The 26,376-nt window shown below is 66.1% G+C and carries 23 protein-coding genes; 14 read left to right on the forward strand and 9 right to left on the reverse strand.

The features are described 5' to 3' along the window. Positions 1–109: 109 nt before the first annotated feature. The 12 genes from nac (at position 110) to ACSFBF_RS10715 (ending at position 10,216) form a co-directional block, all read left to right on the forward strand. A complete protein-coding gene (gene nac / locus ACSFBF_RS10660) occupies positions 110–1,048 on the forward strand; it encodes a nitrogen assimilation transcriptional regulator NAC (protein ID WP_176928866.1) in 939 nt (312 codons plus the stop codon). A 136-nt stretch (positions 1,049–1,184) separates the two neighbouring features. After that, positions 1,185–1,622 (forward strand): acetyl-CoA carboxylase biotin carboxyl carrier protein, encoded by a 438-nt coding sequence (locus ACSFBF_RS10665; RefSeq protein ID WP_435466682.1) that lies wholly within the window; start codon positions 1,185–1,187, stop codon positions 1,620–1,622. A 13-nt stretch (positions 1,623–1,635) separates the two neighbouring features. Next, the gene (accC, locus tag ACSFBF_RS10670; protein ID WP_435466684.1) at positions 1,636–2,988 is read left to right on the forward strand and encodes an acetyl-CoA carboxylase biotin carboxylase subunit; all 1,353 of its coding nucleotides are present in this window, start codon (positions 1,636–1,638) and stop codon (positions 2,986–2,988) included. Continuing rightward, complete coding sequence (gene pxpB, locus ACSFBF_RS10675) at positions 2,985–3,656, forward strand: 5-oxoprolinase subunit PxpB (protein WP_435466686.1); 672 nt, start codon at positions 2,985–2,987, stop codon at positions 3,654–3,656. The genes accC and pxpB overlap by 4 nt, the downstream gene beginning before the upstream one ends. Then, the gene (locus ACSFBF_RS10680) at positions 3,653–4,636 is read left to right on the forward strand and encodes a 5-oxoprolinase subunit C family protein (RefSeq protein WP_435466688.1); all 984 of its coding nucleotides are present in this window, start codon (positions 3,653–3,655) and stop codon (positions 4,634–4,636) included. Before pxpB ends, ACSFBF_RS10680 begins: the two co-directional genes overlap by 4 nt. A 272-nt stretch (positions 4,637–4,908) precedes the next feature. Then, on the forward strand, positions 4,909–5,304 hold the full coding sequence (locus ACSFBF_RS10685) for an acetyl-CoA carboxylase biotin carboxyl carrier protein (protein ID WP_435466690.1): 396 nt from the start codon (positions 4,909–4,911) through the stop codon (positions 5,302–5,304). A 21-nt stretch (positions 5,305–5,325) separates the two neighbouring features. Further along, positions 5,326–6,090: a LamB/YcsF family protein gene (locus ACSFBF_RS10690; RefSeq protein WP_435466692.1), complete on the forward strand. Its 765-nt coding sequence runs from the start codon at positions 5,326–5,328 to the stop codon at positions 6,088–6,090. A 165-nt stretch (positions 6,091–6,255) separates the two neighbouring features. Continuing rightward, positions 6,256–7,008, forward strand: coding sequence for an SDR family oxidoreductase (locus tag ACSFBF_RS10695; RefSeq protein ID WP_435466695.1), 753 nt, complete (start codon positions 6,256–6,258; stop codon positions 7,006–7,008). Between the two features lie 37 nt (positions 7,009–7,045). Further along, entirely contained in the window at positions 7,046–7,747 is a 702-nt protein-coding gene (locus tag ACSFBF_RS10700; RefSeq protein WP_435466697.1) for an amino acid ABC transporter permease, read from the forward strand. 21 nt (positions 7,748–7,768) lie between these two features. Then, positions 7,769–8,527 (forward strand): amino acid ABC transporter permease, encoded by a 759-nt coding sequence (locus ACSFBF_RS10705; protein WP_435466699.1) that lies wholly within the window; start codon positions 7,769–7,771, stop codon positions 8,525–8,527. 53 nt (positions 8,528–8,580) lie between these two features. Beyond that, positions 8,581–9,315: an amino acid ABC transporter ATP-binding protein gene (locus ACSFBF_RS10710; RefSeq protein ID WP_093077570.1), complete on the forward strand. Its 735-nt coding sequence runs from the start codon at positions 8,581–8,583 to the stop codon at positions 9,313–9,315. 58 nt (positions 9,316–9,373) lie between these two features. Next, complete coding sequence (locus ACSFBF_RS10715; protein WP_435466701.1) at positions 9,374–10,216, forward strand: ABC transporter substrate-binding protein; 843 nt, start codon at positions 9,374–9,376, stop codon at positions 10,214–10,216. 22 nt (positions 10,217–10,238) lie between these two features. Here the strand turns inward: ACSFBF_RS10715 and ACSFBF_RS10720 are convergent, their stop codons facing one another. The 4 genes from ACSFBF_RS10720 to ACSFBF_RS10735 are packed head-to-tail and all read right to left on the reverse strand — an operon-like array spanning position 10,239 to position 15,206. Continuing rightward, complete coding sequence (locus ACSFBF_RS10720; protein WP_435466703.1) at positions 10,239–12,623, reverse strand: LPS-assembly protein LptD; 2,385 nt, start codon at positions 12,621–12,623, stop codon at positions 10,239–10,241. 35 nt (positions 12,624–12,658) lie between these two features. Beyond that, on the reverse strand, positions 12,659–13,348 hold the full coding sequence (locus ACSFBF_RS10725; protein ID WP_093057365.1) for a response regulator: 690 nt from the start codon (positions 13,346–13,348) through the stop codon (positions 12,659–12,661). 4 nt (positions 13,349–13,352) lie between these two features. Further along, positions 13,353–14,114 carry a nuclease-related domain-containing protein gene (locus ACSFBF_RS10730; RefSeq protein ID WP_435466705.1) on the reverse strand — a complete coding sequence of 254 codons (762 nt, stop codon included), beginning with the start codon at positions 14,112–14,114 and terminating at the stop codon, positions 13,353–13,355. Positions 14,115–14,132: 18 nt separating this feature from the next. After that, entirely contained in the window at positions 14,133–15,206 is a 1,074-nt protein-coding gene (locus ACSFBF_RS10735) for a hypothetical protein (protein WP_435466707.1), read from the reverse strand. 231 nt (positions 15,207–15,437) lie between these two features. Between ACSFBF_RS10735 and ACSFBF_RS10740 the strand changes: the two genes are divergently transcribed. Together ACSFBF_RS10740 and ACSFBF_RS10745 are read left to right on the forward strand one after the other, a co-directional pair. Next, positions 15,438–16,598: a porin gene (locus ACSFBF_RS10740; RefSeq protein ID WP_435466709.1), complete on the forward strand. Its 1,161-nt coding sequence runs from the start codon at positions 15,438–15,440 to the stop codon at positions 16,596–16,598. Positions 16,599–16,754: 156 nt separating this feature from the next. Beyond that, a complete protein-coding gene (locus tag ACSFBF_RS10745; RefSeq protein WP_435466711.1) occupies positions 16,755–18,881 on the forward strand; it encodes a type IV pilus secretin PilQ in 2,127 nt (708 codons plus the stop codon). A 9-nt stretch (positions 18,882–18,890) separates the two neighbouring features. On the opposite strand, the gene ACSFBF_RS10750 is transcribed toward ACSFBF_RS10745, so the two are convergent. From ACSFBF_RS10750 to pilV, 5 genes are all read right to left on the reverse strand, one after another. Further along, on the reverse strand, positions 18,891–19,568 hold the full coding sequence (locus tag ACSFBF_RS10750; protein WP_435466713.1) for a hypothetical protein: 678 nt from the start codon (positions 19,566–19,568) through the stop codon (positions 18,891–18,893). Positions 19,569–20,072: 504 nt separating this feature from the next. Then, entirely contained in the window at positions 20,073–24,143 is a 4,071-nt protein-coding gene (locus ACSFBF_RS10755; protein WP_435466715.1) for a pilus assembly protein, read from the reverse strand. Next, complete coding sequence (locus tag ACSFBF_RS10760; protein WP_435466717.1) at positions 24,140–24,754, reverse strand: pilus assembly PilX family protein; 615 nt, start codon at positions 24,752–24,754, stop codon at positions 24,140–24,142. The genes ACSFBF_RS10755 and ACSFBF_RS10760 overlap by 4 nt, the downstream gene beginning before the upstream one ends. Continuing rightward, entirely contained in the window at positions 24,748–25,932 is a 1,185-nt protein-coding gene (locus tag ACSFBF_RS10765) for a PilW family protein (RefSeq protein ID WP_435466719.1), read from the reverse strand. The genes ACSFBF_RS10760 and ACSFBF_RS10765 overlap by 7 nt, the downstream gene beginning before the upstream one ends. Before the next feature lie 8 nt (positions 25,933–25,940). Further along, on the reverse strand, positions 25,941–26,369 hold the full coding sequence (gene pilV, locus ACSFBF_RS10770; protein ID WP_435466721.1) for a type IV pilus modification protein PilV: 429 nt from the start codon (positions 26,367–26,369) through the stop codon (positions 25,941–25,943). Between the last annotated feature and the right edge of the window lie 7 nt (positions 26,370–26,376).

Below are 26,376 nucleotides of genomic sequence, written 5' to 3' on the forward strand. Positions count from 1 at the left end.
GCGAGGCCAAGACGACTTTTCACTGGTCGTATAGGCGCAGCTTATGGTGAGCCCTGATACCGGCTGTGCAGGGCCGGTGCTAGGCTTGGCTTTTGCTTGGGGACAAGGCGTGAACCTGCGACGCCTCAAATATTTCGTGAAGATCGTGGACATCGGCAGCCTGACGCAGGCCGCCGAGGTCCTTTTCATTGCCCAGCCCGCGCTGAGCCAGCAACTGGCCACGCTCGAGGGCGAAGTGCGCCAGCAACTGCTGGTGCGCACCAAGCGCGGCGTAACGCCCACCGAAGCCGGCAAGGTGCTGTACCGCCATGCGCAGATCATCCTGCGCCAGTGCGAGCAGGCCCGCGTCGACATGGAGGCTGCCGGCGAAGGGCTTTCGGGCCAGGTGTCGGTGGGGCTCGCGCCCGGCACGGCCGCATCGGCGCTGTCATTGCCGCTGCTGCGCACCGTGCGCGCGCGCCACCCGGGCATCCTGCTCTACCTGAACGAGAACTACGGCACTACGCTGAGCGAGCTCATCATGAACGGCCGCATGGACCTGGCCGTGCTGTATGGCGACAAGGCGATTCACGGGCTCACGTTCCTGCCGCTGCTCAAGGAGCCGCTGTTCCTTGTCGGCCCCGCATCGATGCCCGCACCCTCGCAGCCGGTGAAGCTGGCCGACCTGCGTGACATCGAACTCTTTTTGCCGCGCCCGTACAACGTGGTGCGCAAGCTGGTGGATGCGGCCTTCGTGCGCGCGGGCATGGTGCCGCGCGTGGTGGCGGAGATCGAATCGGCCTTCACCCTCACGGCGGCCATCGCCGACGGGCTGGGCGCAACCATCCTGCCGGCGTCGATGGCGCGCGAGGTGGTCGCGAGCTGCGGGGCCTGGCAATTCCCCATCGTCGACCCGGTCATCGAGGCGCCGCTGGCGCTGTGCCAGTCCGACCACCTGCCGCTGTCCGAGCCCGCGCAGGCGGTGAAGGACATCCTGCTCGAACTCGTGGTCGACCTGGCCCGCACCGTCGCATCGACGCCTGAGCCCGAGCTCGCCGCCTTGTCGTAAGGCCGCAAGGCGCCCGTCATAAGGCGCCCTTATCCCGGCACAGCCAATCCGTCTTTGGCTTCAGGCCCGCGGCCCGTTACCTTTCATGCATGCCGTCACGCGTTCGCGGAACGCGTCGGCCATCACAGCCACCGGCATGAAGCAGGAACAGATCAAGACGCTCATCGACGCTTTGGCCGCATCGGACCTGGCGGAACTGGAGTACAGCGAGAACGGCAGCACGCTGCGGCTGGTGAAGCTGTCGGCGCTGGGCGCCGCGCCCGCTCCATCCGTTGCGCGAAGCCCGTCCGGCGTACGCAAGGCTCCGCGACAGGCCCTGGACGAAACAACGGCGGTTGCCAGTGCCGAGTGCCTTGCACCGCTGTTCGGCGTGGTGCACCTGCAGCCCGCGCCCGGTGAGGCGCCCTTCGTGCAACCGGGGCAGGCCGTGGAAGCCGGCCAACTGCTGTGCGTGATCGAGGCGATGAAGATGTTCAACGAAGTCCGCGCCGACCGCACAGGCACCGTGCAGCAGGTGCTCGTTCACTCGGGCCAGGAAGTGGAAGCAGGGCAGCCCCTGTTCCGCTTCGGGTAAGGAGGCACGCGCGATGTTCGACACCGTGCTCATTGCCAACCGGGGAGAAATCGCCTTGCGCATCCAGCGCGCCTGCCGGGGCCTCGGCCTGCGAACGGTGGCCGTGTACTCCGAGGCCGACCGCGACGCGATGTATGTCGCGCAGGCCGACCAGGCGCTGTGCATCGGGCCCGCAGCGCCGCGCCTGAGCTACCTCAACCAGTCCGCCATCCTGTTCGCCGCCGAGGTGAGCGGCGCGCAGGCAATCCATCCCGGCTACGGCTTTCTCTCGGAGAACGCGGGCTTTGCCGCGCGCGTCGAGCAGGCCGGCCTCGTGTTCGTCGGGCCCAGCGCCGCCTGCATCCGCACCATGGGCGACAAGGTTTCTGCCAAGCGCGCGATGCGCAAGGCCGGCGTGCCCTGCGTGCCCGGTCCCGACGAGGCGCTGCCGGACGACCCGGCCGCAGTGCTGGCCCTGGCGCGCGACATCGGCTACCCGGTGATTGTGAAGGCCGCGGGCGGCGGCGGCGGGCGCGGCATGCGCGTGGTGCACGAAGAGGCCGCGCTGCTCGACGCCATGGCGCTCACGCGCGAAGAAGCGCGCCAGGCCTTCGGCAACCCCGAGGTCTACATCGAGAAGTTCTTGCTGCATCCGCGCCATGTCGAGATCCAGGTGCTGGCCGACAGCCACGGCAACGCCGTGTGGCTGGGCAGCCGCGACTGTTCGCTGCAGCGCCGCCACCAGAAGGTGATCGAGGAGGCCCCCGCGCCCGGCATCGACGACGCGCTGATGGCCGAGGTGGGCGAGCGCTGCGCGGCCGCGTGCCGGCAGATCGGCTACTGCGGCGTTGGCACCTTCGAGTTTTTGTACGAGAAGGGCGCCTTCTATTTCATCGAGATGAACACCCGCCTGCAGGTGGAACACCCGGTGACCGAGGTGACCACCGGCATCGACATCGTGCAGCAGCAACTGCGCATGGCACTCGGCGAGCGCCTGTCGCTGGCGCAGGCCGACGTGCGCTGCCAGGGCCATGCCATCGAGTGCCGCATCAATGCCGAGAACCCCGACACCTTTGCGCCCGCGCCCGGCCGCATCACTGGCTGGCAGGTGCCCGGCGGCTTCGGCGTGCGCGTCGATTCGCACGCCGGCGCCGGCTATCGCGTGCCGCCGTACTACGACTCGATGATCGCCAAGCTCATCGTGCACGGCGACACCCGCGCCGATGCACTCGACCGCATGCGCCTGGCCCTGGCCGAGACGTACGTGGAAGGCATTGCCACCAACGTGCCGCTGCACCGCGCACTGCTGCGCGACGACGGCTTTGCCGCCGGCGGCGTCGACATCCATCACCTCGAACGCTGGCTGCAGCAAAGGAGCGCGGCGTGAGCGCACAGGCATCCCGTACCGAACCGTCCATCAGCCTTCTGGGCACCACGGCGCTGCTGTTCGAAGCGCCCGGCGACATGAACCTGCCGTCGCAGCAGCGCATCTGGGCGCTGGCGCACGAAGCCGAGGCTTGGCCCGAAGTGCGCGAGGCCGTGCCGGGCATGAACAACCTGATGCTCACCTTCACGCGCGCGCCGCGCCATCTCGATGCGCTGTGCGCGCGCCTGTGCGACGCCTGGAGCGCGGCCCCCGCCGTGCCGCGCGAAGGCCGCGTGGTCGAGCTCCCCGTGGTCTACGGCGGCGAGGGCGGTCCGCACATGGCCGACGTGATGGCCCACACGGGCCTGAGCGTCGAGGCCATCGTCGAGCTGCACAGCGCGCCGCTCTACCCGGTGTATGCGCTCGGCAGCCATCCCGGCTACTGCTACCTGGGCGGCATGGACCCGCGCATCGCCACGCCGCGTCGCAAGACGCCAGTGCTCAGCATCCCGGGTGGCGCGGTGTCGATCGGCGGTGCGCAGACGGGCGTGTCGGCATCGGCCGGCCCCAGCGGCTGGAACACCATCGGCAGCACCTCGATGGTGTTCTTCGATCCGGCGCAAGACCCGCCCGCCATGCTGCAGCCGGGCGACATGATCCGTTTCCGCGTGGAGGGCATCGTCCGATGATCGAAATCCTTTCGTCCGCCGCGCTCGCCACCGTGCAGGACCTGGGCCGCACCGGCAGCCTGCGCTGGGGTGTCGGCACCTCCGGCGCCATGGACAACCTCGCGCTGGCCGCCGGCAACCTGCTGCTGGGCAATGCGCTCGGTGCGGCTGCCATCGAGGTGCCGGTGTTCCCGTTCAAGGTGCGCTTCGACGAAGACTGTGCCTTCGCATTGACCGGCGCCGACTGCGCCACCAAGCTCGACGACCAGCCCCTGCTGCCCTGGTGGGTGCATCAGGCGCGCGCCGGCCAGGTGCTCACGCTGGGCCTGCCGCAAGGCGGCGCGCAGCGCGGCAGCCGCGCCGTGCTGTGCGTGGCCGGCGGCATCGACGTGCCCGAGGTGCTGGGCTCGCGCAGCACCCAGCTGCGCGGCGCCTTCGGCGGGCACGAGGGGCGCGCGCTGCGCCGGGGCGATGTGCTTCGCGCAGCCGACGCAGGCAATGCGTGCCGCACCGGCTTCGGCCTCGTGCCGCCCGCGCTCGCACTGCCGCTGGAGCGCGACGGCGTGGCAGCCGTGCGCGTGCTGCCCGCGGCCGAATACACGGCTTTCGAGCCGACCTCGCGCGATGCCTTCTGGGCCGGCGAATGGAAGATCACCTCCCAGAGCGACCGCTACGGCTACCGCCTCGACGGAGAGGCGCTGCGGCCCATCGCGCCGATGGAACTGCGCTCCCACGGCATCGTGCCCGGCGTGATCCAGGTGCCGCACAACGGGCAGCCCATCATCCAGATGCGCGACGCCCAGCCTTCGGGTGGCTACCCCAAGTTCGGCACCGTGATCGAGGCCGACATGTGGCGCCTCGGCCAGGCGCCCATCGGCAGCCGCATGCGCTTCATCGAAACCACCTGGGACGAGGCCCTGGCCGCGCTCGACGAAGTGCGCGCATGGCTCGACAAGGTGGCGCGAGTGGTGGAACTGCATCGGGGGGCGCCTCATGTCTGAGATTCGTTGTCCATGGCGCGATCACGCCGACGGGGTACCTTGCTCCGCGAATGTCCCCCGGCCTTCGGCCTCCTCCTTTATTTCGCTGCGCAAGGCACCCCATCGGCGTGATCGTTCAGAGCACTGGTTGATCAGCCGCAAGCCAACGGCGTGTCCTCGTGCGAAGAGCACCGGGTGCTCCCCGCAGCGAAATAAAGGAGGAGCCGAAGGCGGGGGACATTCGCGGAGGGGAGTACCCGGTGTTCTTCGCACGCACCCCGGAAAAAACTGACATGCAGGACACCACACTGCGCACTCCGCAACTCGCCGACTGGCTGAGAGGCACCGACATAGGCCTGCTCGAACTGCGCACGCCACAAGGCACCCTGCGCCTCGGAAGGCAGGGCGACGAAATCATCGAACTGCCGGATGAAGAAGCCGAGCCCGAACTCCTGAAGATCCCCGCTCCTTCGCTCGGCATATTCCTGCAAGGCCATCCACTGGCCACCACACCGCTGGTGCGCACCGGCCAGCGCGTGGAAGCCGGCCAGACCATCGGCCTGCTGAAGATCGGCCCCCTGCTGCTCCCCGTGACAGCACCGCAGGCCGGCATCGTGGACAACGTCCACGTGGCGGACAGCCTCGCAGTCGGCTACGGCACACCGCTGTTCGACCTGCACCCCCTCTGACGAACGAGACAAGGATTCACGATGGACATCGATCTGAATGCAGACCTCGGCGAAGGCTTCGGCCCCTGGCGCATGGGCGAGGACGAAGCCCTGCTCGACATCGTTTCTTCCGCCAACGTGGCCTGCGGCTTCCACGCGGGCGACCCGGTCATCATGGATCGCACCGTGCGCATGGCGCGCCAGCGCGGCGTCGATGTGGGCGCGCACGTGGGCTTTCCCGACCTCATGGGGTTCGGGCGCCGGCCGATGCAGATAGAGACCAAGGAACTGGTGGCGTACGTGCTCTACCAGTTGAGTGCCCTGGAAGGCATGGCCCGCACCGCCGGCCACCGCATGACGCACATGAGCTTCCACGGAGCACTCGGCAACATGGCCGCGGCCGACGCCGCGCTGGCCGAGCCGCTGGTGCGTGCCGTGGCCGATTTCGATCCCTCGCTCACCGTCAGCACCTCCGCCAGCCGCGCCATCGAAGGCGCGGCCGAGCGCTGCGGCCTGCGCGTGCGCACCACCTTCCTGGCCGACCGCGCCTGCGGCGACGACGGCCTGCTGGTGCCTCGCAAGCTTCCCGGCGCCGTCATCCACGAGCGCGACGCGGTGCTTGCGCGCGTGCGCCAGCTTCTCGAAGAGGGCACCGTCACCAGCAGCACCGGCAAGAAGATACCGATGCGCGTGCATTCGATCCTGCTGCACGGCGACACACTCGGCGCCGTCGACCTGGCCCGCGCCGTGCGTGGCGTGGTCGAGCAGGCGGGGCGCGTGGTGCCCATCTCCAGGCAATCGACCTGATGCATCGGGGCACGAACATGGTGCTTACCCTTACTCATATGCACAGATGCCGGGCGACATAAGGGGGGCTTATCGCTCCACAGTCAATCCGTCTTGGCGCCGCGAACAGGCGCTGGCTACAGTGAATTCCAGGCAGTCATCTGCCCCTTAACGAAAGAACCCGATATGCCGTTTTCCGACTACAAGACCGCGCTGGTGACCGGAGCCTCTTCAGGCATCGGCGCCGCCGTCGTCGAGCGCTTGAGCAAAGAAGGCCTGAAGGTCCACGCACTGGCGCGCAGCGCCGACAAACTGGCCGACCTGGCCGCGCGCACCGGCTGCATACCGCACGCCATCGATGTGAGCGACCTCGCCGCCGTCACGCGCCTCGCGAAGGAAGTCGAGTTCGACGTGCTGGTCAACAACGCCGGAGTGGACCGCCCCGGCTCCATCCTCAAGGCCGACGCCGAGGGCATCGACCTGCTGGTGGACGTCAACCTGCGTGCCGTGCTGCATCTGTGCCGGCTCGTGGTGCCCGGCATGGCGGCGCGTGATCGCGGACACGTGGTCAACATCAGCTCCATTGCCGCGGCCTACAACTTCGGCGGCAACAGCACCTACCACGCGACCAAGGCGGCCGTGAGCATGCTGTCGCGCCAGCTGCGCATCGACTGCTTCGGCAAGCGCGTGCGCGTCACCGAAATCTGCCCGGGGCGCGTGGCCACCGACATCTTCGCGCACGTGCACGGCGACTCCGAAGAAACCTACAAACGCTTCGTCGAAGGCTACGAACTGCCGCAGGCCGAAGACATCGCCAACGCCATCGCCTTCGCCATTGCTGCGCCCATTGCGGTGAACGTGGGCCACATGGAAATCACGCCCACGCTGCAGGTGCCCGGCGGCCTCTCGACCACGCGGCCGGAAACGCCGCGCGATTGAGCCCCCGCTCCATGCACGCCACGCAAAGGAACAGCGCATGAAGGACTTCGACCTGCTGGCGATCCTGCTGAAGCCGGAGTTCGGCGACATGCTGCTGCACGGCCTGCTGGAGACGCTGAAGATCGCGGCCGGCTCCTGGCTGCTGGCGATGACCATGGCCATCGTGCTGCTGGTGGTGCGGCTCACGCCGAACCGCATTGCCGAACGCATCGTGGCCGGCTATGTCTCCTACCACCGCAATGTGCCTACGCTGGTGCAGCTCATGTTCTGGTACTTCGGCATCTTCAGCCTGCTGCCCGATGCGCTGCAGGGCTGGCTGTCGGTGCACAACGCCGAGAGGCTGCTGTCGATCGTCGCGCTTGGCCTGTGCCAGGCCGCCTACTTCAGCGAAGACATGCGCTCGGGCCTGCGCGCCATTCCGTCGGGGCAGGCCGAGGCCGCGCGCGCGCTCGGCCACGGCTACATCGGCTCCATGCGCCACGTGATGCTGCCGCAGGCCATCCGCAACGCGGTGCCGGCGCTGGTGAACCACAGCGTGTCGCTGTTCAAGAACAGCAGCCTGGCCATGGCCATCGGCGTGGCCGAACTGACGCACGCGGTGAAGGAAATCGAGAGCCAGAGCTTTCGCACCTTCGAGGCCTACAGCGTGGCCACCGTGCTGTACCTGGTGTGCTCGCTGCTCATCATGGCGGTGGGCGGCTGGTTGTCGCGGCGCTACCGCATCGTCGGTGCAAGGTAAAGAAAACAGCCGGGACCCACGATGTACAGCGTCTACGAAATTCTCCGCGACAACTGGCTGCTGCTGCTGGTCGGCCAGTACCCCACCGGCCCGCTCGGTGGCATCGTCGCCACCCTGATCCTGTCGGTGCTGGGTATCGTGCTGGCCTTTCCGTTGTCGGTGCTGCTCGCGCTGGCGCGGCTCTCGCCCTGGCGCCTGCTGCGCTGGCCCGCCACCGTGCTGGTGTACGTGGTGCGCGGCGTGCCGCTGCTGATGGTGATCCTGTGGGTCTACTTCCTGGTGCCCATCCTCATCGGGCGCGAGGTTTCGGGCTTCACCACCATGCTGTGCACGCTGGTGATCTACGAGGGCGCCTACCTCTCCGAGGTGGTGCGCGCCGGCATCCAGTCGCTGCCCAAGGGCCAGAGCGAGGCGGCGCGTGCGCTCGGCCACAGCCACCTGGGCACCATGTGGTTCGTGATCCTGCCGCAGGCGCTTTACAACATGCTGCCGAGCATGCTGAGCCAGTTCATCTCCACCATCAAGGAGACCACGCTGGGCTACGTGATCAACGTGCAGGAACTCACCTTCGCGGCGAACCAGATCAACAACCAGTTGCTGACCAAGCCGTTCCAGGTGTTCTTCATCCTCGCGATGACCTACTACGTGGTCTGCTTCAGCCTGACCCAGCTGGCGCAATGGCTGGAGCGGCGCATCGCGCACAAGCGGCTTGGCGCCGCGCCGGTGAAGGCCGCCGAAGACGGCGTGCCGCTTCCGACCCCCGTGGTGACGCAGCCATGAATGCGCCCGCTCCACACCCCGCAGGCAGGCCCGTGGCCGCCAAGGACGACACCATGATCCTGTTCTCGAACATCAACAAGTGGTACGGCGACTACCAGGCGCTGGCCGACATCAACGCCGAGGTGAAGAAGGGCGAGGTCGTCGTGGTCTGCGGGCCCTCGGGCTCAGGCAAGTCCACGCTGATCCGCACCGTGAACCGGCTGGAAGAGGTGAAGTCGGGGCAGCTGCTGTTCGACGGCCATGACATCCATGCGCCCATGGGCAGCGCGGCACTGAACAAGCTGCGCAGCCGCATCGGCTTCGTGTTCCAGAGCTTCAACCTGTTTCCGCACCTTTCGGTGCTGGAGAACATCATGCTGTCGCCGATGCGCGTGCTCGGCGTGAAGCGCGCCGACGCGAAGGCCAAGGCCGGGCAACTGCTCGAACGCGTCGGGCTGTCGAACAAGGCGGGTGCGTACCCGGCGCAGCTGTCGGGCGGCCAGCAGCAGCGCGTGGCGATTGCCCGCGCGCTGGCAATGGAGCCGCCGGCCATGCTGTTCGATGAACCCACCAGCGCGCTCGATCCCGAGATGGTGGGCGAGGTGCTGTCGGTGATGCGCGGGCTTGCCAACGACGGCATGACCATGATGTGCGTCACCCACGAAATGAACTTCGCCCGCGAGGTGGCCGACCGCGTCTGGTTCATGGACGCGGGCCGCATCCTCGAGAAAGCCGACCCCGAGACCTTCTTCGGCAGTCCGCAGCATCCACGCGCGCAGCGCTTCCTGTCGGACCTGCGCGCGCATTGAGTCCAGTCCCCGTCGCTCACCGTTTGTTCACCTTTTCGCAATCTCCCAGGAGCTCACCATGTCTAACAAGTCCGTCTTCCGCCTCGCCATTCTCGGCACCTGTCTCAGCGCGGCCTCGCTGCTCGCGCACGCCGACCAGTGGAGCGACATCAACCAGCGCAAGGAGCTCAAGTGCGGCACCTTCGCCGACGTTCCTCCCTTCGCGGCACCGGACCCCAAGACGCGCGAAATGGTGGGCCACGACGTCGACCTGTGCAACGCGCTCGCCAAGGAGCTGGGCCTCACCGCCAAGGTGACGCCGCTGTCGGTGGAAGCGCGCGTGCCCGAAGTGAAGCTGGGCCGTGTCGACGTGACCATCGCCAATCTGGCCTACACCAAGAGCCGCGGTGAGCAGATCCAGTTCAGCGACCCGTACTACGTGGCCAAGGAAATGCTGGCCGTGAAGGCTTCCGACCCCGGCACGGCCAAGGCCGACTTCAAGGGCAAGCGCCTGAGCTCGACCAAGGGCTCCACCTCCGAGATGTCGATCAAGATGAACGGCTCTGAGCCGGTCACGTTTCAGGACACGGGCTCGGCCTTCATGGCGGTGCAGCAGAACAAGTCGGTCGGCATGGTCGCCAACACCATGACCATCACCAAGCTGGTCAACCAGTCGAAGACCGAAGGCGTCGCGCTGAAGATGATCAAGGACCCGATGGTGCTCCAGCCCATCGGCATCGGCATGAAGAAGGACGAGCCCGTGCTGCTGTCCAAGGTGAATGCAGCCCTCTACGCGCTGGAGAAGTCGGGCGAGCTCGACCGCCTCTGGGCCAAGTGGCTGGGCCCGAACACCGAATACAAGATGGTGCGCGAAGAGAAGGTCATGCCGCTGGCCGACCTGAAGTTCGAACTGCTGCCCTGAAGCCGGCCTGAGCTGAGCCGCACTAGTCGTAGTTGGTGAAGCGGCTCGGCTCCTGCGTAGGCGCGTTCAGCGGCTGATAGCCCTGGATGTTCTGCAGCAGCGTGCTCGTCGGGTTCGAGCCGATGTTGCCGAAGCCGTTGAACTGGATCTGGAACATCAGCCGCGTGTCGGGCGTCGTGCGGCCCGTTACCAGCCGTTCGAGCACGACACGGCCCACCCAGCAGCAGGCGTTGTATTCCGCGCCGATCAGGCTGTCCGACATTGCGTGATCGTGCAGGCTGTAGCTCAGCCGCCCCACTGCGTACCAGCGTCCCGGGTCCGTGGGCGACTTGTTGCCGAAGAGGCCCCTCGTCAGCTCGCTCAGCGGCCACTGCCAGTTGAAGTCCACCGTCTTCGTGCCGTCGTCCGCGGTCGAGCTGCTGTCCGCCTGGTAGCGGAAGGCCGCGGTGAGCGTGTGGTACGGCGCGGGCGTGTAGCGCAGGGTGAGCGCGTCGCTCGATGTCTTGGCGGTGTCCATGTTGTATTGCGCGATGCCGTCCACGCTCCATTTCGGGTTCCAGTGCACCAGCCCGCCGACGATGAAGTCGCCCGTGCGGTCGGTTACGGCGGTGCCGCTGGGCAGCGTGACGTTCTGGTCGCTGAAGCGAAAGCGCTGCGCGATGCCGAAGCGCGCCGACTCGGCGCCCGTGGTCGGGTCGATCAGGCGCGTGCTCACGCCCGTGGTCAGCGTGTTGGTGTCCGAGACGCGGTCGTTGCCCGAGAACGCGTTCTCGGTGTAAAGCGTGGCAAAGCTGATGTCGTTGGCGGCCGTGTCGTACACGGGCAGCTGGCTCTGGTCGCGGTAGGGCGTGTGCACGTAGAAAGCGCGCGGCTCCAGCGTCTGCCGCCATGCGCGCCCGAACAGGTTGGTGTCGCGCTCGAACACCAGGCCGCTGTCGAGGCTCACGGTCGGCACCACGCTGGTGATGGAGGTCGCGCCGCTGGCCAGCGCCGAATCGAGCTGATAAGCGGCGGTGTGCAGCAGCAGCTTCGGAATCACGTAACCGCCCGGCGTGACCCACGGCCGGCTGATCTGCAGGTTGCCGACCATGCGCTCGCCGTTGGGCTGCTTGATGCCGTTGAGCGTGGGCGAGTAGGCGGAATCGATCTCGAAGCGCGAGTAGTCCAGCGTGCCCGACACATCGAAGCCGTGCCAGTCGTACTTGTTGTAGTTGGCCGTGATCTGCGGCACGCGGTTGTACGAGGGCGTGATCGGCGAGGCCGCGTACTGCAGCGTCTGGTAGGAGAGGGTGCGCGCCTGGCCGCTCCAGTCGCCCTTGGTCCAGTTGAGGTCGAACTCGTTGGTGAGCGTGCGCGAGGTCAGCGTGGGCGTGTGCGAGAAGTCGCGCCAGTAATCGTCGTCGCTCACGCGGTTGATATTGAACGAGGTGCTGAGCGAGTCGAGCCCGAAGGGCTTGGGATCGAACTGCTGGTTGTGCTTGGCCCACAGGCCCCATCGGTTGATGCCGCGCAGGCTGTCGCTGGGCATCTCGTCCACGCGGATCTGGCCGCTGTAGGTTTTCTCGAGGTAGCGGAACTCGGTGCCCAGGTTCACGCCGCGGCTGGTCATGATCTCGGGGTACAGCGTGAGGTCGCGGTTGGGTGCGATGTTCCAGTAGTAGGGCTGCAGGTACTCGAAGCCGTTGGTGGTGTCGTAGCCGATCACCGGTGGCAGCAGGCCGCTCTGGCGCGCGTTGCTCAGCGGAAAGCTCACCGACGGTATCGAGGGCGTGGTCACGCCGAGAAAGCTGATCTGCGCATCGGTGGCGGTCGCGAGGTTGGTGTCGGTGTCGGTGGTCATCGTGACCGCCGTGAGCATCCACGCGGGCACCCAGCTCGAGTAGTTGTCGCGCAGGCAGGTGGTGTAGGTGGCGTGCCGCGCCACCGATACCTTCGGATCGACGAAGTCGATGCGATCGGCCTCGCCATGCCCGCCGTTGGCCAGCAGCGTGTAGCGCACGTGGTTGAAGAAGCCCTCGAAGCTCTCGACCTTCAGGTGCAGCTCGGGGCCTTCGTACACGTTGCCGGCCTGGTTCAGGTGCACGTTGCCGGTGGCCGTGGCCAGGTCGCCCGGCGGCTGGTATTCGAGCCGGTCGGCGGTGATACGCGTGTCGCCGCGTCGCAATGAGGCATTGCCCTCGACCACCACTTCGAGGTCGGGCCGACCGCTGAGCTTGTCACCGTCGACCAGGCTGGGGCGCGTGCTGCGCTCGGTCGGCGCGATGGTCTCCGCGAGCTCTGGCGTGCGGCGCAGCGTCATCGGCGCCTCGGTCCATGTTTCCTGTGCCGGGGCCGTCTGCGCACGCAGCAGGAGCAGCGACAGCAACACCATTGGCGGCCGCGGAAAACCGCGCCAGCGTAATTTCATGTGAGAGGATTTCCAGGAAGCAAGCCGGCGTCGGGTCAGGCGTCTTGCCTGGCCTGCGATTCCCATGCAAAGCCGACGCCATAGACCGAACGGATCCAGTCGTGCTCGGTCGAGACGGTGGCCAGCTTCTTTCTGAGGTTCTTGATGTGGGTGTCGACCACGCGTTCGTTGACGTCGAGCGCCTCCGGGAACGCGGCTTCGAGCAGCTTCGAGCGCGTCAGCACCCGCCCGGGCTCCTGCGAGAGCGCGCGCAGCAGCAGCGACTCGCGGCGCGTCAGCGGCAGGTAGTGCCCATCGAGAATCGCGCAGCCGCGCACGGCCCCGAAGGTGATCGGCACCGAAGGGCGCGCAACGATGCGCCGCTGCGCATAGCGCCGCAGCACCGTGTGGATGCGCACCACGACTTCCCTCGGGGAAAAGGGCTTGCACACGTAGTCGTCCGCGCCGAGCTCGAAGCCGCGCAGCCGGTCGGCCTCGTGCGCGAGCGCCGTCAGCATGATGATCGGGTGGTCGCTGCGTGCGCGAATCTTCTCCAGTATCTGCAGGCCGTTGACGTGCGGCAGCTGAACGTCGAGCAGGGTGAGCGCGGGCGGCGAAGTCAGGATGCGATGCAGCGCGACCGCGCCGTCGTCGATGTGGTCGACCTCGTGCCCGGCGCGGTGCAGTTCGTCGAGCAGCACCGACGCGGCGTCGCGCCCTTCCTCCACCAGCAGGATCCGGCTCATCGCGTCATTGCAGCTTCAGGACGCCCGGGTGCGCCGGCCTGACCGGGGCCTGCGCGCTCTTTTCGCGGCTGTTCCTCATGTGGTCGTCGACCGTCAGGTTGCCCTGCAGGCCGGTCAGCAGCCGCAGCGTGCGGTCGATGGCGTCGTCGTCGAGCATCGGATAGCCCTGCTCGGTGCGCCCGTTGTTGCGCGCCACGCGCGCGATGTAGGGCAGGTCCTGCGGAGTGATGACGACGGACGGCATCACGCCCTGCAGCTCCACGCCTTCGAACGGCAGCAGCACGAAGTACTGCACCCGCAGGTCGGGCGGCAGCAGGCTGCGCAGGTGCGTGGTCTTGCGGCCGCACTGCCAGGCCGGGTCTTTCACCTCGCGCGCCAGCGAATGCCCGGTCTGGCGCAGGAACCAGCGCGGCAGCGCCTGGGCTGCGGTCTTGCGATACACCACTGCGTTGCGCCAGCCCTTCACCTCGAACAGGTACACGCCGGCCTCGCATACCAGTGCCACGTCGAAGCGGGCCGTGGGCACGGCGCTGCCTTCGTACATGGGGATGACGAGGTCCCGAAGCACATGCATCCGATCGAATGCGGGCTGGAACGTGCTGACGAGTTGCTGGATGGCCAGCGTGGTCGCCGTGGTGTTGTTCGCTTGCTCGCCGTCCGCCGAGCATGCGCGGCGCACGGGTGCGGCGGTGTCGGGCTTCGGGTGTCCGTGGCCGGCCAGCTTCAGCACGGGGCGGGTGGGGACTTTATGCAAGGCAGTGGTCATGTAAGGCTCCTTCGAACTTCAAGGATTGCGCAACTTTCGGGAGACTTTGTGCAGAAACGGCAATTGATCCGCTTGTTCGGCTTGCGCGGATTGCGGGCCCGCGATTGAGTCGATAGACGGGCTGTTTCCGATGCTTCCCATGAAGACGACCCACGCGAGCGCCAGCTCGCCGTTGGCCGCGGCCAGCACGTGCAGGTCGAGCAGCAGGCCCTGGAAGTCCTCCATCAGCTGCACTTCGGAGATCTCGCCGCGGTCGCGGCGCTGCTTCGACGATTCGAACTCGGCCCTTGCATTCGCGACGCGCGCGTACGCGGTGTTCGCGATGTCGCTCTGCGCCTGCAGGCGGCGCAGTGCTTCTGAAACCTGCTCGCGTGCCTGCGCGACCGCGTGCACGTAGAGGGGATTGCCGGGCACGTCGATGTTCTGTTGCACTTCATTCGCCGCTTCGATCACGCCGTCGGGCATCGCGCTCGGGTCGGCGCCATAGAGTGCGGCGGCCAGGTTGACGTCGTTCCTGTTGGCAAGCACCGCCATCGGGAGCTCGCGCGGTACCTCGGCTGCGAAGCGGGGCAGCGACTTGTCCTGCAATGCGTCGGCGAGCATTTCGTTCAATGCGGCTTCCGACATGTGGCATTGCTTTGCCAGATAGGAGATGTAGCTCGCGCGCTGCGCCTGCAGCTTGCCGATGGTCGTTTCCGCGCTGGCGTGCCGCGCCGCAAGCTGCTTCGCAAAGTCGTCGTGCGGCTGCGTGGTGCCCTGGATGAGCACGGTTTGCCGCACGACGGCGGAGCGCGTGTTCTCCAGATAGAGCAGCTCAAGCGTCTTTACCTTGAGCGCGATGTAGGTCGCGGCCACGCCCGATTCGTTGGCGCTGCCCGATGCGGCCATCAGCTGGTTCATCGCCGTGTCCTCGAAGCTGGCCCACCAGTGTTGCTGCTGCGTGTTTGCCTGCGCCTGCGTGCGCACCTTGTGGTCGACGAACATGCCCGCCGCAAGCACGGAGGTGGAGTGAACCATCGCGATGCTCGTGCTGGCGCATGCGATGGCCAAGGCACCGCAAATCGCCGCCATCAGGATTCGTGAGCGCTTCACCTGTGAGTCTCCAGCTTCGTCATGCGTGGATCTTTTCAGGCGATCTGGGAGAAATTTGAAGGACGGTGCAATGGCCCTGCCGCATGAGGCTTGCGCGTGTGTGATGTACGCGCACAACACTCGAAGCGGCAGAAAACGGAACCACCAAATTCCTCCTGATTTGGGCGAAACCATGCGTACAGCCGGTCGATACCGAACGGCCGCATCAGACCTGAAACTGGAGAACCCTGAATGAAGAAAACCCTCACGGCATTCGCTGCCCTGGCCGTCTGCGGCCTGGCTTCTGCCCAATCGTCCGTCACGTTGTTCGGCGTCGTGGACGCTGGCCTGACCTACCAGTCGACCACCTCGCGCGACACGACCACCGGCGCGTCGGTCAAGCAAAGCAAGACCAGCCTGGGCAACTCGGCCTACAACTCCAGCCGCATCGGCTTCCGCGGCACCGAAGACCTCGGCGGCGGGCTGGCAGCGAGCTTCTGGCTCGAAGCACCCATCACCAACGACGACGGCGCCACCGGCATCTCCACCTTCGCTCGCCGCTCCACCGTGAGCCTGTCGGGTGGCTTCGGCGAGCTGCGCCTGGGCCGTGACTACACCGCCACCTTCTGGAACGACACCGTCTTCGATCCGTTCGGCACCAACGGCTCGGGCACCAACGTCATCAGCACCGTCAGCGGCAACACCACCATCAACAACGCCAACTACGTTCGCGCCAGCAACTCGGTGGGCTACTTCCTGCCGCCGAACCTGGGCGGCTTCTACGGCCAGGTGCAGTACAGCCTGCATGAGAACGCCAGCACCGACGCCACCAGCACCACTGCAGCTTCCAGCAGCACGGCTGGCCGCTACGTCGGTGGCCGCTTCGGCTATGCCAACGGTCCCCTGGACGTGGCACTGGCCGTGGGCCAGAGCACCGTCGTGGACACCACCGCGCTGGAACGCAGGGTGCAGACCATCAACCTGGGCGCTTCGTACGACTTCGGTCCCGTCAAGCTGTTCGGCGAGCTGTCGAACGTGAAGAACAAGTTCGACTACGCGGCAGCGGTTGACACGCACGACACCTACAACGGCTACCTGATCGGCGCGACCGTGCCGGTGGGCGCAGGCCTGATCCGCGTGGCGTACTCGCAAGTGCGCTACAACGAAGGCACGGCAGGCATCACGGGCGAAGACCCGATGGCACGCAAGTTCGCAGTGGGCTACGTGCACAACCTGTCCAAGCGCACGGCGCTGTATGCGACGGTGGCGCGCGTGAACAACCGCAACGACGTGAACTACACGGGCAGCCTGGTGTCGGCCAGCACCACGGGCTATGGCAGCACGGGCACGGCCTACACGGGCCTGCCGCGTTCTTCTACCGGCTACGACTTCGGTATCCGCCACGCGTTCTGATGACGTGAGGACGTGAAGGGGGCAGCGCGGCCAGCAAGCGGCCGCGTTGCCCGCCCCCGCTGCGCAGCATGGACTGCGCGGCGCCGGGGCATCGCTGCGCTCGGGAGGGACCTCAGGGCAGCGAGGAGATGGAGCCGCAGTTTCAAGGCAGGTGAAATGAAAAAACAGTCATTCGTGCTCGCGCGCTGGTTGCGCGCGTCCGTTTTCTTGCTCGTCGCCCTCGGGTCGCTTGCAGCGGCGCAGGCGCAGGCGCAGAACAGAATTGAATCAGTCACGGGCTCCGTGCAGGCAGGCAGCGAAGTGCTGCGTGTCGATTTTTCCGAACCGTTAGCCGCAGCGCCCAACGGCTTCGCCATCCAGTCGCCGGCGCGCATCGCGCTCGACTTTCCTGGCATGACCAGCCGCCTGGGCCGGGAAGCCATCGACATCAGCCAGGGCAACCTGCGCTCCGTCAACGTGGTGCAGGCGGGCGAGCGCTCGCGCCTCGTGCTCAACCTGAAGCAGGCGACCGCCTACACGACCGAGCTGCGCGGCAAGTCGCTGCTGGTGGTGCTGCAACCCGCGGCGGGCCCCGCACTGGTGGCCTCCACGCCGTTCGAGTTTGCCGAGAACCGCAACCGCGACGTGCTGCCATTGCGCGACGTCGATTTCCGCCTGGGCACCGAGGGTGCCGGCCGCGTGATCGTGTCGCTGCCCAACGACCAGGTGGGCGTGGACATCCGCCAGCAGGGCAAGGGCCTCGTGGTCGAGTTCACCAAGTCGTCGTTGCCCGAGGGGCTGAACCGCCGGCTCGACGTGTCCGACTTCGGCACGCCGGTTCAGTCGGTGAGCATGCAGCAGTCCGGCGACCGCGTGCGCATGGTGATCGACCCGCGCGGCGAATGGGAGCACAGCGCCTACCAGAGCAACAGCCAGTTCGTGGTGGAGGTGCGTCCGCGCAAGGAAAACCCCAACAAGCTCGCGCAAGGCTCGGGCTACAGCGGCGAGAAGCTGTCGCTGAACTTCCAGAACATCGAGATCCGCTCGCTGCTGCAGGTGATTGCGGACTTCACCAACTTCAACATCGTCACTTCAGACTCCGTCAGCGGCACGCTCACGCTGCGCCTGAAGGACGTGCCCTGGGACCAGGCGCTCGAGATCATCCTGGAGGCGAAGAACCTCGGTATGCGCAAGAGCGGCAGCGTGCTGCGCATCGCGCCGGAAGACGAGCTCAACGCCAAGGAAAAGATCAAGTACGAGGCGCAGGCCACGCTGCAGGGACTGGAGCAGCTGCGCACGCAGTCCTTCCAGCTCAACTATGCGAAGGCGGCCACCGTGGCGCAAGGCCTTACCGGTACCGGAAGCAGCGGCGGCGGCGGTGGCAGCTCGGGCTCGACCACCCGCATCCTGAGTTCACGCGGCAGCGTGCTGGCCGAGGTGCGCACCAACCAGCTCTTCGTGACAGACATTCCCTCGCGGCTGTCGCAGGTGGCTGACCTCCTGCAGAAGCTCGACGTGCCGGTGCGCCAGGTGCTGATCGAGGCGCGCTTCGTCGAGGCGACCGATACCTTCAGCAAGTCGCTGGGTGTCAAGCTCGGCGGCGGCTCCGTCAATTCGAACTCGTCGGTGGGCGTGACGCCTTCCGTCAGTTCGAGCACGACCGGCGGCGTGACCACCACGACCAGCACCAACACTTACTCGAGCACCAGCTTCGTCAACCTGCCCGCGACCAGCACGACCGGCGATGCAGTCGGCACCTTCGCGCTGTCGCTGTTCAATTCGAGCCTGACGAAGATGCTCAACCTCGAAATCTCCGCGCTGGAGGCGGACGGCAAGGGCAAGGTGGTGTCGAGCCCGCGCGTGGTGACGGCCGACCAGACCAAGGCGCTGATCGAGCAGGGCACCGAACTGCCCTACCAGGTAGCGACATCGAGCGGCGCCACGTCCATCGCGTTCCGCAAGGCCAACCTCAAGCTGGAGGTAACGCCGCAGATCACGCCCGAGGGCAACATCATCCTGGCGCTCGACGTCAACAAGGACACGGTGGGGCAGTCGACCACCGCGGGCTATGCCATCAACACCAAGCACATCCAGACCGAGGTGCTCGTGGAGAACGGCGGCACCGTCGTCATCGGCGGGGTCTTCGAGTTGACGGACACCAACTCGGAATCGCGCGTGCCGGTGCTGGGCGAACTGCCGGTGGTCGGCGCGCTGTTCCGCTCCCGCAGCCGGGTCAACAACAAGACCGAGATGCTGATCTTCATCAGCCCGAAGATGATTTCGGATCGGAACGCGGCGCGTTGAGCCGGATCGCTACAGGCGCTTCAGGGATTGCTTGTCTTTCGTGGTCTTCAGCTTCAGTCCCAGCGCCGTCGCCTTTGCCGCGATCTGATCTTTCATGGCCCTCGCCCGGTCCCTGAGCATGATGAGATTGGACGTGATCGTCGCGCGACGCATGGGGTCGCCACGGTCGAGCAAGCCGCACATCTTGTCTATGCTCGACAGGAGACCCTCCAGCTGGCTGACGAGCATCAGGCATTCCTTGCGAAGGGCAGTGAGCTTTCTCGCCAGCGAGACGAGGTCTGCCATGCTCCCTCGGGGTTGCACGGTAAGCTGCCGATCAATGGTCGTCAGATGTCGCTGCCACTGCGCCTGGAATGTGAAGAGCATGTTGGCGAAGATCGGCACAGAGGAAAGGTGCGGGTCGATTGCGAGTGCATCCATGGTCATGTTGCGCGTCCAATGGCTGCTGCAGCGCAGCGCGCCCAGCGCCGGAATCAGCGCGGGGCCAAGGTTGAACAGGATCAGCTGGATTATTTCCACCGGCATGGACAGCAGGCCGACCGGTATGGGCTGGTGCGCGACGGGGATCAGCGCGATCGCATTGGTCGGGGCCTGAATGGCCAAGGCTCCCTCGGGAGGCGGCGGCAAGTCGGGCGGCGGGTGGGGAGGATCGGGCGCCACGTCCTCCGGCATGGTGCCTTCGTCCACGAAGGGACCGCACTGGGGGCGCTGCGTGCAATGCAACGGGGGAATCCGCGGGTCCCAGCACTTGAGACCGCAGGCGCAGACATAAGGTGGCATCGCCGTTCTCCTTGAGGTGCGATGGAGGTCTTCTTCCCGTTCGCGATTCTCGGAGGGTGCCGTCCGGCCGCAATCACCCGATCATGTGATCCTCCCCTGGCGCTCGGTGGGCAACGGTGGCACCCGCCGGTCCGGCTTCTCCCTCCTGCTCCACCCAGTGCGTCCCTGCACCGTGAGCTCTGTTGCCGGCCTCCACGGCCGCCTGGAATGCGGCACGCACCGACGGCGTGTCAGGCTCCCACAGCCAGTGCCCCTCAACGGGGTGCCCGAACAGGCCCACGCAAGGCAATCGCCAGCGCAGGCGGATCCATGGGCGCGAAGCTGCAGGAGTGCACATGCCGGCGAGTCTGCGCGGCGATGTGGGAGACATCTTGAGGGGGCCGCCTTGCGTGCAGTCGGCAATGCTCTTCTTCACTGCCCATCGGTCAGCCGCCGCCACGAGAGGCGGCGTGTGCTGCTCGAGGAGGAGACCGGAATGGTGGTTGTCGTCACGGCACCGGTGGAGTCCTTGGTGGTGGCGACGGTCTTGCCGCTGCTGGTCACCGCGAGTGCAGCCGAACTCGACAAGCCGGAGCTCGACAGCAGCACGCCCGTATTGCTGGCGCCCGACACCGCCAGGCCGGTGGCGTAGTTGACGTAGTTGATGTAGCTGGAGCCGCCGGTGCTGCAGGCGCCCGAGGTGCTGGGCGTGTTGGAGACGTAGACCAGCGTGCCGGAAGAAAGCACCGGATCCTCGTCGACGCGTTCGCCCGACTCGGGCATGTCCACGAACCAGCCGTACATGGTGCTGAAATTGGTGGTGTAGCTCACTGAACTGGCAGCCGTGCGCACCCCGGAGGAATCGGTGAGTGTCAGTTTGACGAAGCAGTTGGTCACCGTTCCCGTGCTGCATGCATTGCTGCGCGGGTTGCTGTAGATGGCGCTGGTGGTGGAGCTGCCGCTCAGCGAGTCCTTGATGGCGTACATGGACTGCACCTGTGTTGTCGTGATATCGGTCACGCCCAGGTAGGAGCCGGTGCCGACGAAGACCACGTGCTGGCTGCTCACCAGCCCCAGTTCCGGCGCGGTGGTGATGGGCTGGCGGTTGCCCGAGCTGTCCGATAGCGTGGCCAGAAGTTGCACCGTGGCGCTGCCACTGCTGGAGGCCAGGGCGCTGATGTCGAAGCGCCAGAGATTGCCGAACAGGTCGCCGCCGTAAAGCTGGGTGGTCGTGTTGTCGGTGGAACTGCTGGTCCAGCCGCTGATCTTCGCCAGGCCGCTGGGACAAGGCACGACGGAACAGCCGGTCACCGTGCTACCGCTTGCGTTGCTGCCCATGCCGTTGTCTATCTTCTTGATCAGCGCGCCGGTCATGGCGTTTCTCACCCACAGGTGGCCCTTGCCGTCACCGTCGGAGACGTTGTTGTAGCCCGAGCTGAGGATGACCGCCCAGGTTCCGTCCGACAGTTTGGTGATCACCGGGGCGCCATAGGTGTAGCCCAGGTCCACGTCGTACAGATTGGGCGTGAGCGTGCTGCTCGAACTGAACTCCCACAGCACCGTCGGAGAGGCCGGGTTCGTCACGTCCAGCGCGAAGTATGCGCGGCCGCCATCGCCCAGGCCACCCACGATGATGGTGTGCCAGGCACTGTTGTAGTAGACGTCGGCTTGCGTGATCTGGCCGTCCACGAAGTAGACGTGGTTGGATGCATAGTTCTTGTCCGCCAGCTTGTACAGATTGGGCAGCAGAACCGAGGGGATGTACGCCCAGGTCTCGGCGCCCGTGTCGGCATTGAAGGCATGCAGCATGCCGTCGTTGGAACCCACATAGACCATGCCCTGGCGCGAGGCGTAGGTGGACTTGAAGGTGGCATAACCCGAGTCGCTGTAGCTGCGCGAGGGGGCCTTGATGTACACCGGTGTGGAGTTGACGACGTCGCCCAGAACGTGGGTGCGCGAACGGTAGTACTTGGTGTTGGTGGAGCCTTCATTGCTGCGGTCGCCGCGCAGGTAGTTCACCAGGTTCACTGCGCCCGCGCCGGTGGTGGTGCCGGCGGTGGAACTGTCCACCTGGGATGCCGTCGCCAGACAGGCGCTGCCTGAACTGCACAGCTGGGACAGCGAGCTGATCGACGCGATCTTGAAGTAGCCCTGCATCGTTGTCGTGAGCGCATCCCAGGAAAAACTGAGCTTCGTCGCGGTGCTGGCGTCGTAGGTGAAGATGGTGCGCGAGGCGTAGCCGACGTTGTCCAGCAGTGCCGTGGTGGTGAGGCTGCCCGAAGTGCTCGAGCAGTCGGAGCCCGCGCCCGACTCGGCCCAGTCCGGCGTGGTGGAGGTGACCCCGGTGCTGGAATTGACTGCATAGCGCGCCAATTCGCCAAACCACTTGCCGGAACAATAGGTGGTCGAGAAGGTGTAGCCAGTCGAGGTGGAGGTCAGCACGGCGGCGCTTTGCGTGACCGCTGCGGAGCTGCTGGTCGTGGCGTCCACGGTGTTGAGGAAGTTGGTCAGGCTGGTCTTGATGTCGGATGCATTCGAGGCGCTGTAGTAGCCGCCCCGGCCGTTGACGGCGGCATGCCAGAGGTCGTCGATGGCGGTTTGAGTGTTGCTGACCGGCGTGGGCCAGTTGCAGCTGCCGGAACTCTGCCAGTTGCATACCCCCGCAGCCTGCGTCGTGCTGCTGGTAGCGGTGCCGTTGGCGATGTCGTAGTAGTCGCCGCTCGTGGCGTTCGCATAGTCCGCGTCGAACAGCATGTAGCCCGAGGCGCCAAGGCCGATGGTGGATGTCACCATGTTCTGGCGCTTGTTGGAATAGCTGTTGCTGGAGACGTCCGTGCCGCTCGTGTTTGTCGCGTTGCTCAAAGTGGATGAGCGCAGATCGGTGACGTAGTAGTACTCTGCCGTGTCGGCCAAGGTGTTGGACACTGCATTGCCATCGAGATAGGGGCGGGACTCGCTGCCGTCCTGATCGCCGATGGCGGTCGTGCCGTCGACTTTGTAGGGCGTTGCGGTCTCGTTCCAGTAGCCGTCGGTCGACAGCAGCGTGTAGTTGCGCTGGCATGCGTACTGCATCGGATCGGTGGTCGTGACGCCATTGATGGAGGAAACCTTGGCGGCGTAGTAGCGGCCGGCATTCGACAGTGCGGTGCGAAGCGGCGTGGTGCCGCTGGCCTGGGCCGCCAGGAGCTTGCCGTACCACAGCGACTTCTGCCCGCCGCTGGTGGTGGTGTTGTCGGCGATGTTCAGGAAATCCGTCGAACTGCTGACCTTGTTGATGGTCATGTAGCCCAGCCGGTAGCTGGAAGTCAGCCCGCTGAAGGCGAGGGTCGTGGCGCTCTTCATCGCTTGCATGCGGGTGTGGTAGTAAGCCCACCAGTTGGCGAAGTTGGTCATCTCCTCCGCATAGGTGCAGGTGGTGCTGTTGGTGGTGCAGTCGGTGCGCGTCGTGGAGCGGGCGCTCGTGCCGGGGTAGGCATAGGACGTTGTGCTGCTGCTGATGGTGGTCTGCACCCAGCTGCCCGGCGTGCCTCCGCTGAAGGCGGTGACGGTGGCCGTCATGCTGCCGGATTGCGTGACCACAGGCGAATAGCCATAGGCATCGGCGCCTTTGGGCGAGGTGATGGTCACGGTACTGCCGCTGCGGCTGGCGCTGTAGCCGGCAATGCCGCAGTTGCCGGTCTTGCTGCTGGTGCAGTTGTTGATGGCTGTGACGATGTTGGTGGCTACCGTGGTGGACGACGTGCTGGCCGAGGTAGTGGCCGAGAGAATCTGCACGCCGTTGACCGTGATGCCGCTGATGCTCGTGCTGCCCGATCCGCTGATGACGATCGTTGCGGTGGAGCTTATGCCCGGATACCGCGGGTACTTGTAGGTGGCCGGCGCGGAGGTGCTGTCGACGTAGACGGCCTGGCAGGTGCTCAGTGCGGAAGTGGTGCACCAGCGCAGGTAGGCCGGGTAGGCATAGGCGGTGGTGGCCGCGCTCTGCTTGTTGCAGGTGCGCAGGTTGGCCGAGGAGCAGTACTCGCCAGGAATGAAGGTGTAGTACGTGGCGGGCGTGCTTGTTCCAGTGAGGTCGGTCGTGCCCGTGGAAATGATGCCGAAGCCGTCGGTTGGCACCTTGGCCCATGCCGACGTGTTGGCCGAGGTCATGCTGGTGTAGCTGGTGCTGGCGTAGTTGACAGGCGGCGTATAGGTGACCGACGGGTCGTAGTAGATGCCGTTGAAGCGGCTGTTGCGGTAGAGGTACGGATAGCTGCTGGCGCTGTAGTCGTCTGCCCAGTCCGGGAGGTAGGCAGAGCTCATGCTGCCGGAGTTGTCCAGGATGAACATGATGTTGGGCTTGACCAGCGTGGCCGAAGATGTCTCCAGCGGGGCCGTAGCCAGGTCGGTGAGAGCACCGAAGGCGGGTGCTCCGAGGATCAGCGCCAGGGCGCCCACATAGGTGCCCACATGGGCACGCCAGCGGCCGGCGATCGACCTGCGGCCGGGAAGGAACATATTCATAGGGCGACCATGGCTTGCGTGAAAGAGACGGTATTGCGCGGCCCGCTCACCTTGACGGTGATGCGGTAATAAACCTGGGTACTGGACGTTTGAGTGCTGCCGGACTTCTTGCTTCCGCCGGTGTTCACGGTCATGGGTGAACTGCCACAACCGTTGGTGGATGACGCATCGCCTGTGCTGGCGCACATGCGCTGGATCAGGTAGGCAGCGGTATTGCCCGAGCTGTCCTGGCTCAGTTGGATGGCGGTGTAGCCCGCACTGACCAATTGGGTCCACAGCTGCGACCAGGACTGCGTGCTGCTGGGGTCGGTGCGTGTGGCGGCGTAGCCATAGCTCGCCTGGTTGCAGGCCAGCACGGAGGTTCCTGTCGAACAAGTGCTGGCGGTGCTGGAACTGGTCTGTCCGCTGTTGTTCTCCAGCCAGGTCACCGCCGTCTCCACCGCCTGGTCGGCAGAGGTGGCCGCCGCCTGTTCGAAGGCCAGATTGCCGGCGATGCTCGCCGAACTGGAGACGGTGCGCATGAGGCCGATCGCGGCCATGCTCATGATCGCCAGCGCAATCAGGACGATGATCATGACGAAGCCACTCTGCCTGCGCTGCGGGCTCAGCATGCGACGTCTCCGCTCTGGTAGGTGACCTGGTTGCCGTTCCAGATGATGTCGCGCAGCGGCACCGTGGTCTCGATGGTCTTGTAGCGGTAGTGCTTCCACTCCGAGTTGGTGCTGAGGTCAATCGCCAGAGCGGTGGGCGTCACGGTGGTCAGCGCGCTGGTGGTGCTGGTGTTGGCGCTGCTGCCGGACCAGGTGGGCGCGGTGGTGGTGACCGCGTCCTTGTCGTATTGCTGGCTGCGCGAGACCACCGCGAGCCGCAGGCCAACCACTCGCAGCCAGCCACAGTAGCTGGACAGGCCCGAGGTATCGCTCGTGCTGCCGGGAGTGATCTGGTCGTAGCTGTCGACCACGCCGTCCATCTTCGGCGTGCTCAGGTCGCTGGTGTCGCGGCCGTACTGGGCCCGCAGGCTGGCGACGTGGCTGGCCACCGGGACCCAGACGCTGCTGTTGAGCGTGGTGGTGTAGCTGGCGTCGCCGCAGTTGTAGGCCGCGTAGTCGCACATGGTGAGGTTGCCGTTGCGGATCGCATAGGCATGGATGACAGGGGCGGCCCCCAGGTTGTAGACGGCGGCCTCCGCTGACGCCAGGCCCGCGGTGCCGCTGGACACAGTCAGCACATAGCTCGCAATGGCAGTCACCTTGCCGAGAGTCATGGCGCAGGAAGAAGTGCTGTCGCGCGTGGTCGAGGCGGCCATCACCCAGTCACCCGTGGCGAAGGACGACGGGGTGGTCACGGTGTAGCTGGTGGCAGTGCTGGTGCCCGCGAGGGCGTCCCCTTCGGTGGGGCTGGCTGAGCTGCCGCTGACGACAAGGAGTGTGTCGGTGCTGGTGTCACCCGCGGGCACCAGCGAAGTGCCGGGATTGACCGTGACCGGGGCCAGCGACGACAGCGTGACGCTCTTGCTGTCCGAGGTCGTGGTGTACGTGAGACTGCAGCCCAGCAGCGTGTAGGCACTGATGCCCAGGCCGGCCTGGCTCAGTTCACGCGCCAGGATGTGGGTGGCCGTGGCGGCGTTGATTTCAGCGTCGCCGCTGGTACTGGTCAGCCGCTGCTGTGTGCTTGTGGAGTACAGCAACTGCACAACGATCAGCACTGCCAGCATGCCGACCAGCAGACCGACCATGAGTTCGATGATGCTGAAGCCGCGCTGGCTGCGAATGGGGCATGGGATGGGCATGAAGGTTCTCACGGCTTCATCTGGGCCATGGCCACGTACTGGTGGGCGCTGCTGTCACCCGGGCCCTTCCAGTAGATGGTGATGGTGGCCAGACTGCTGCTGACAGCCGAGCTGCCGCCGCCGGCTACCGTGCTGAAAGTGACGGTTGGCGGCAGGCTGCTGATGCCCGGCAGGCTCGATTTGTCGACGGCGGCCTTCCAGCTCGTGTAGCCCGTGCCGGCGGCCGTGCTCCCGTAGTTGGCCTGGAGGGTGGCTGCCGTGCGGTCGCTCATCCACATGCGGCTGATCAGGTCGCTGGCGAGCATGGCGGCGGTTGTACGGAATTCGGCACCAGTAGCGGTGCGCGCTGCGCTGGCATAGAGGCCGGTGATGCCCAGCAGGCCGATGGCGAAGATGAGCAGCGCGGCCATCACCTCGATGAGGGTGAAGCCGCCCATGGGGGAT

It is taken from the genome of Variovorax nivicola (genome assembly GCF_051216475.1).
GTDB lineage: Bacteria > Pseudomonadota > Gammaproteobacteria > Burkholderiales > Burkholderiaceae_C > Variovorax.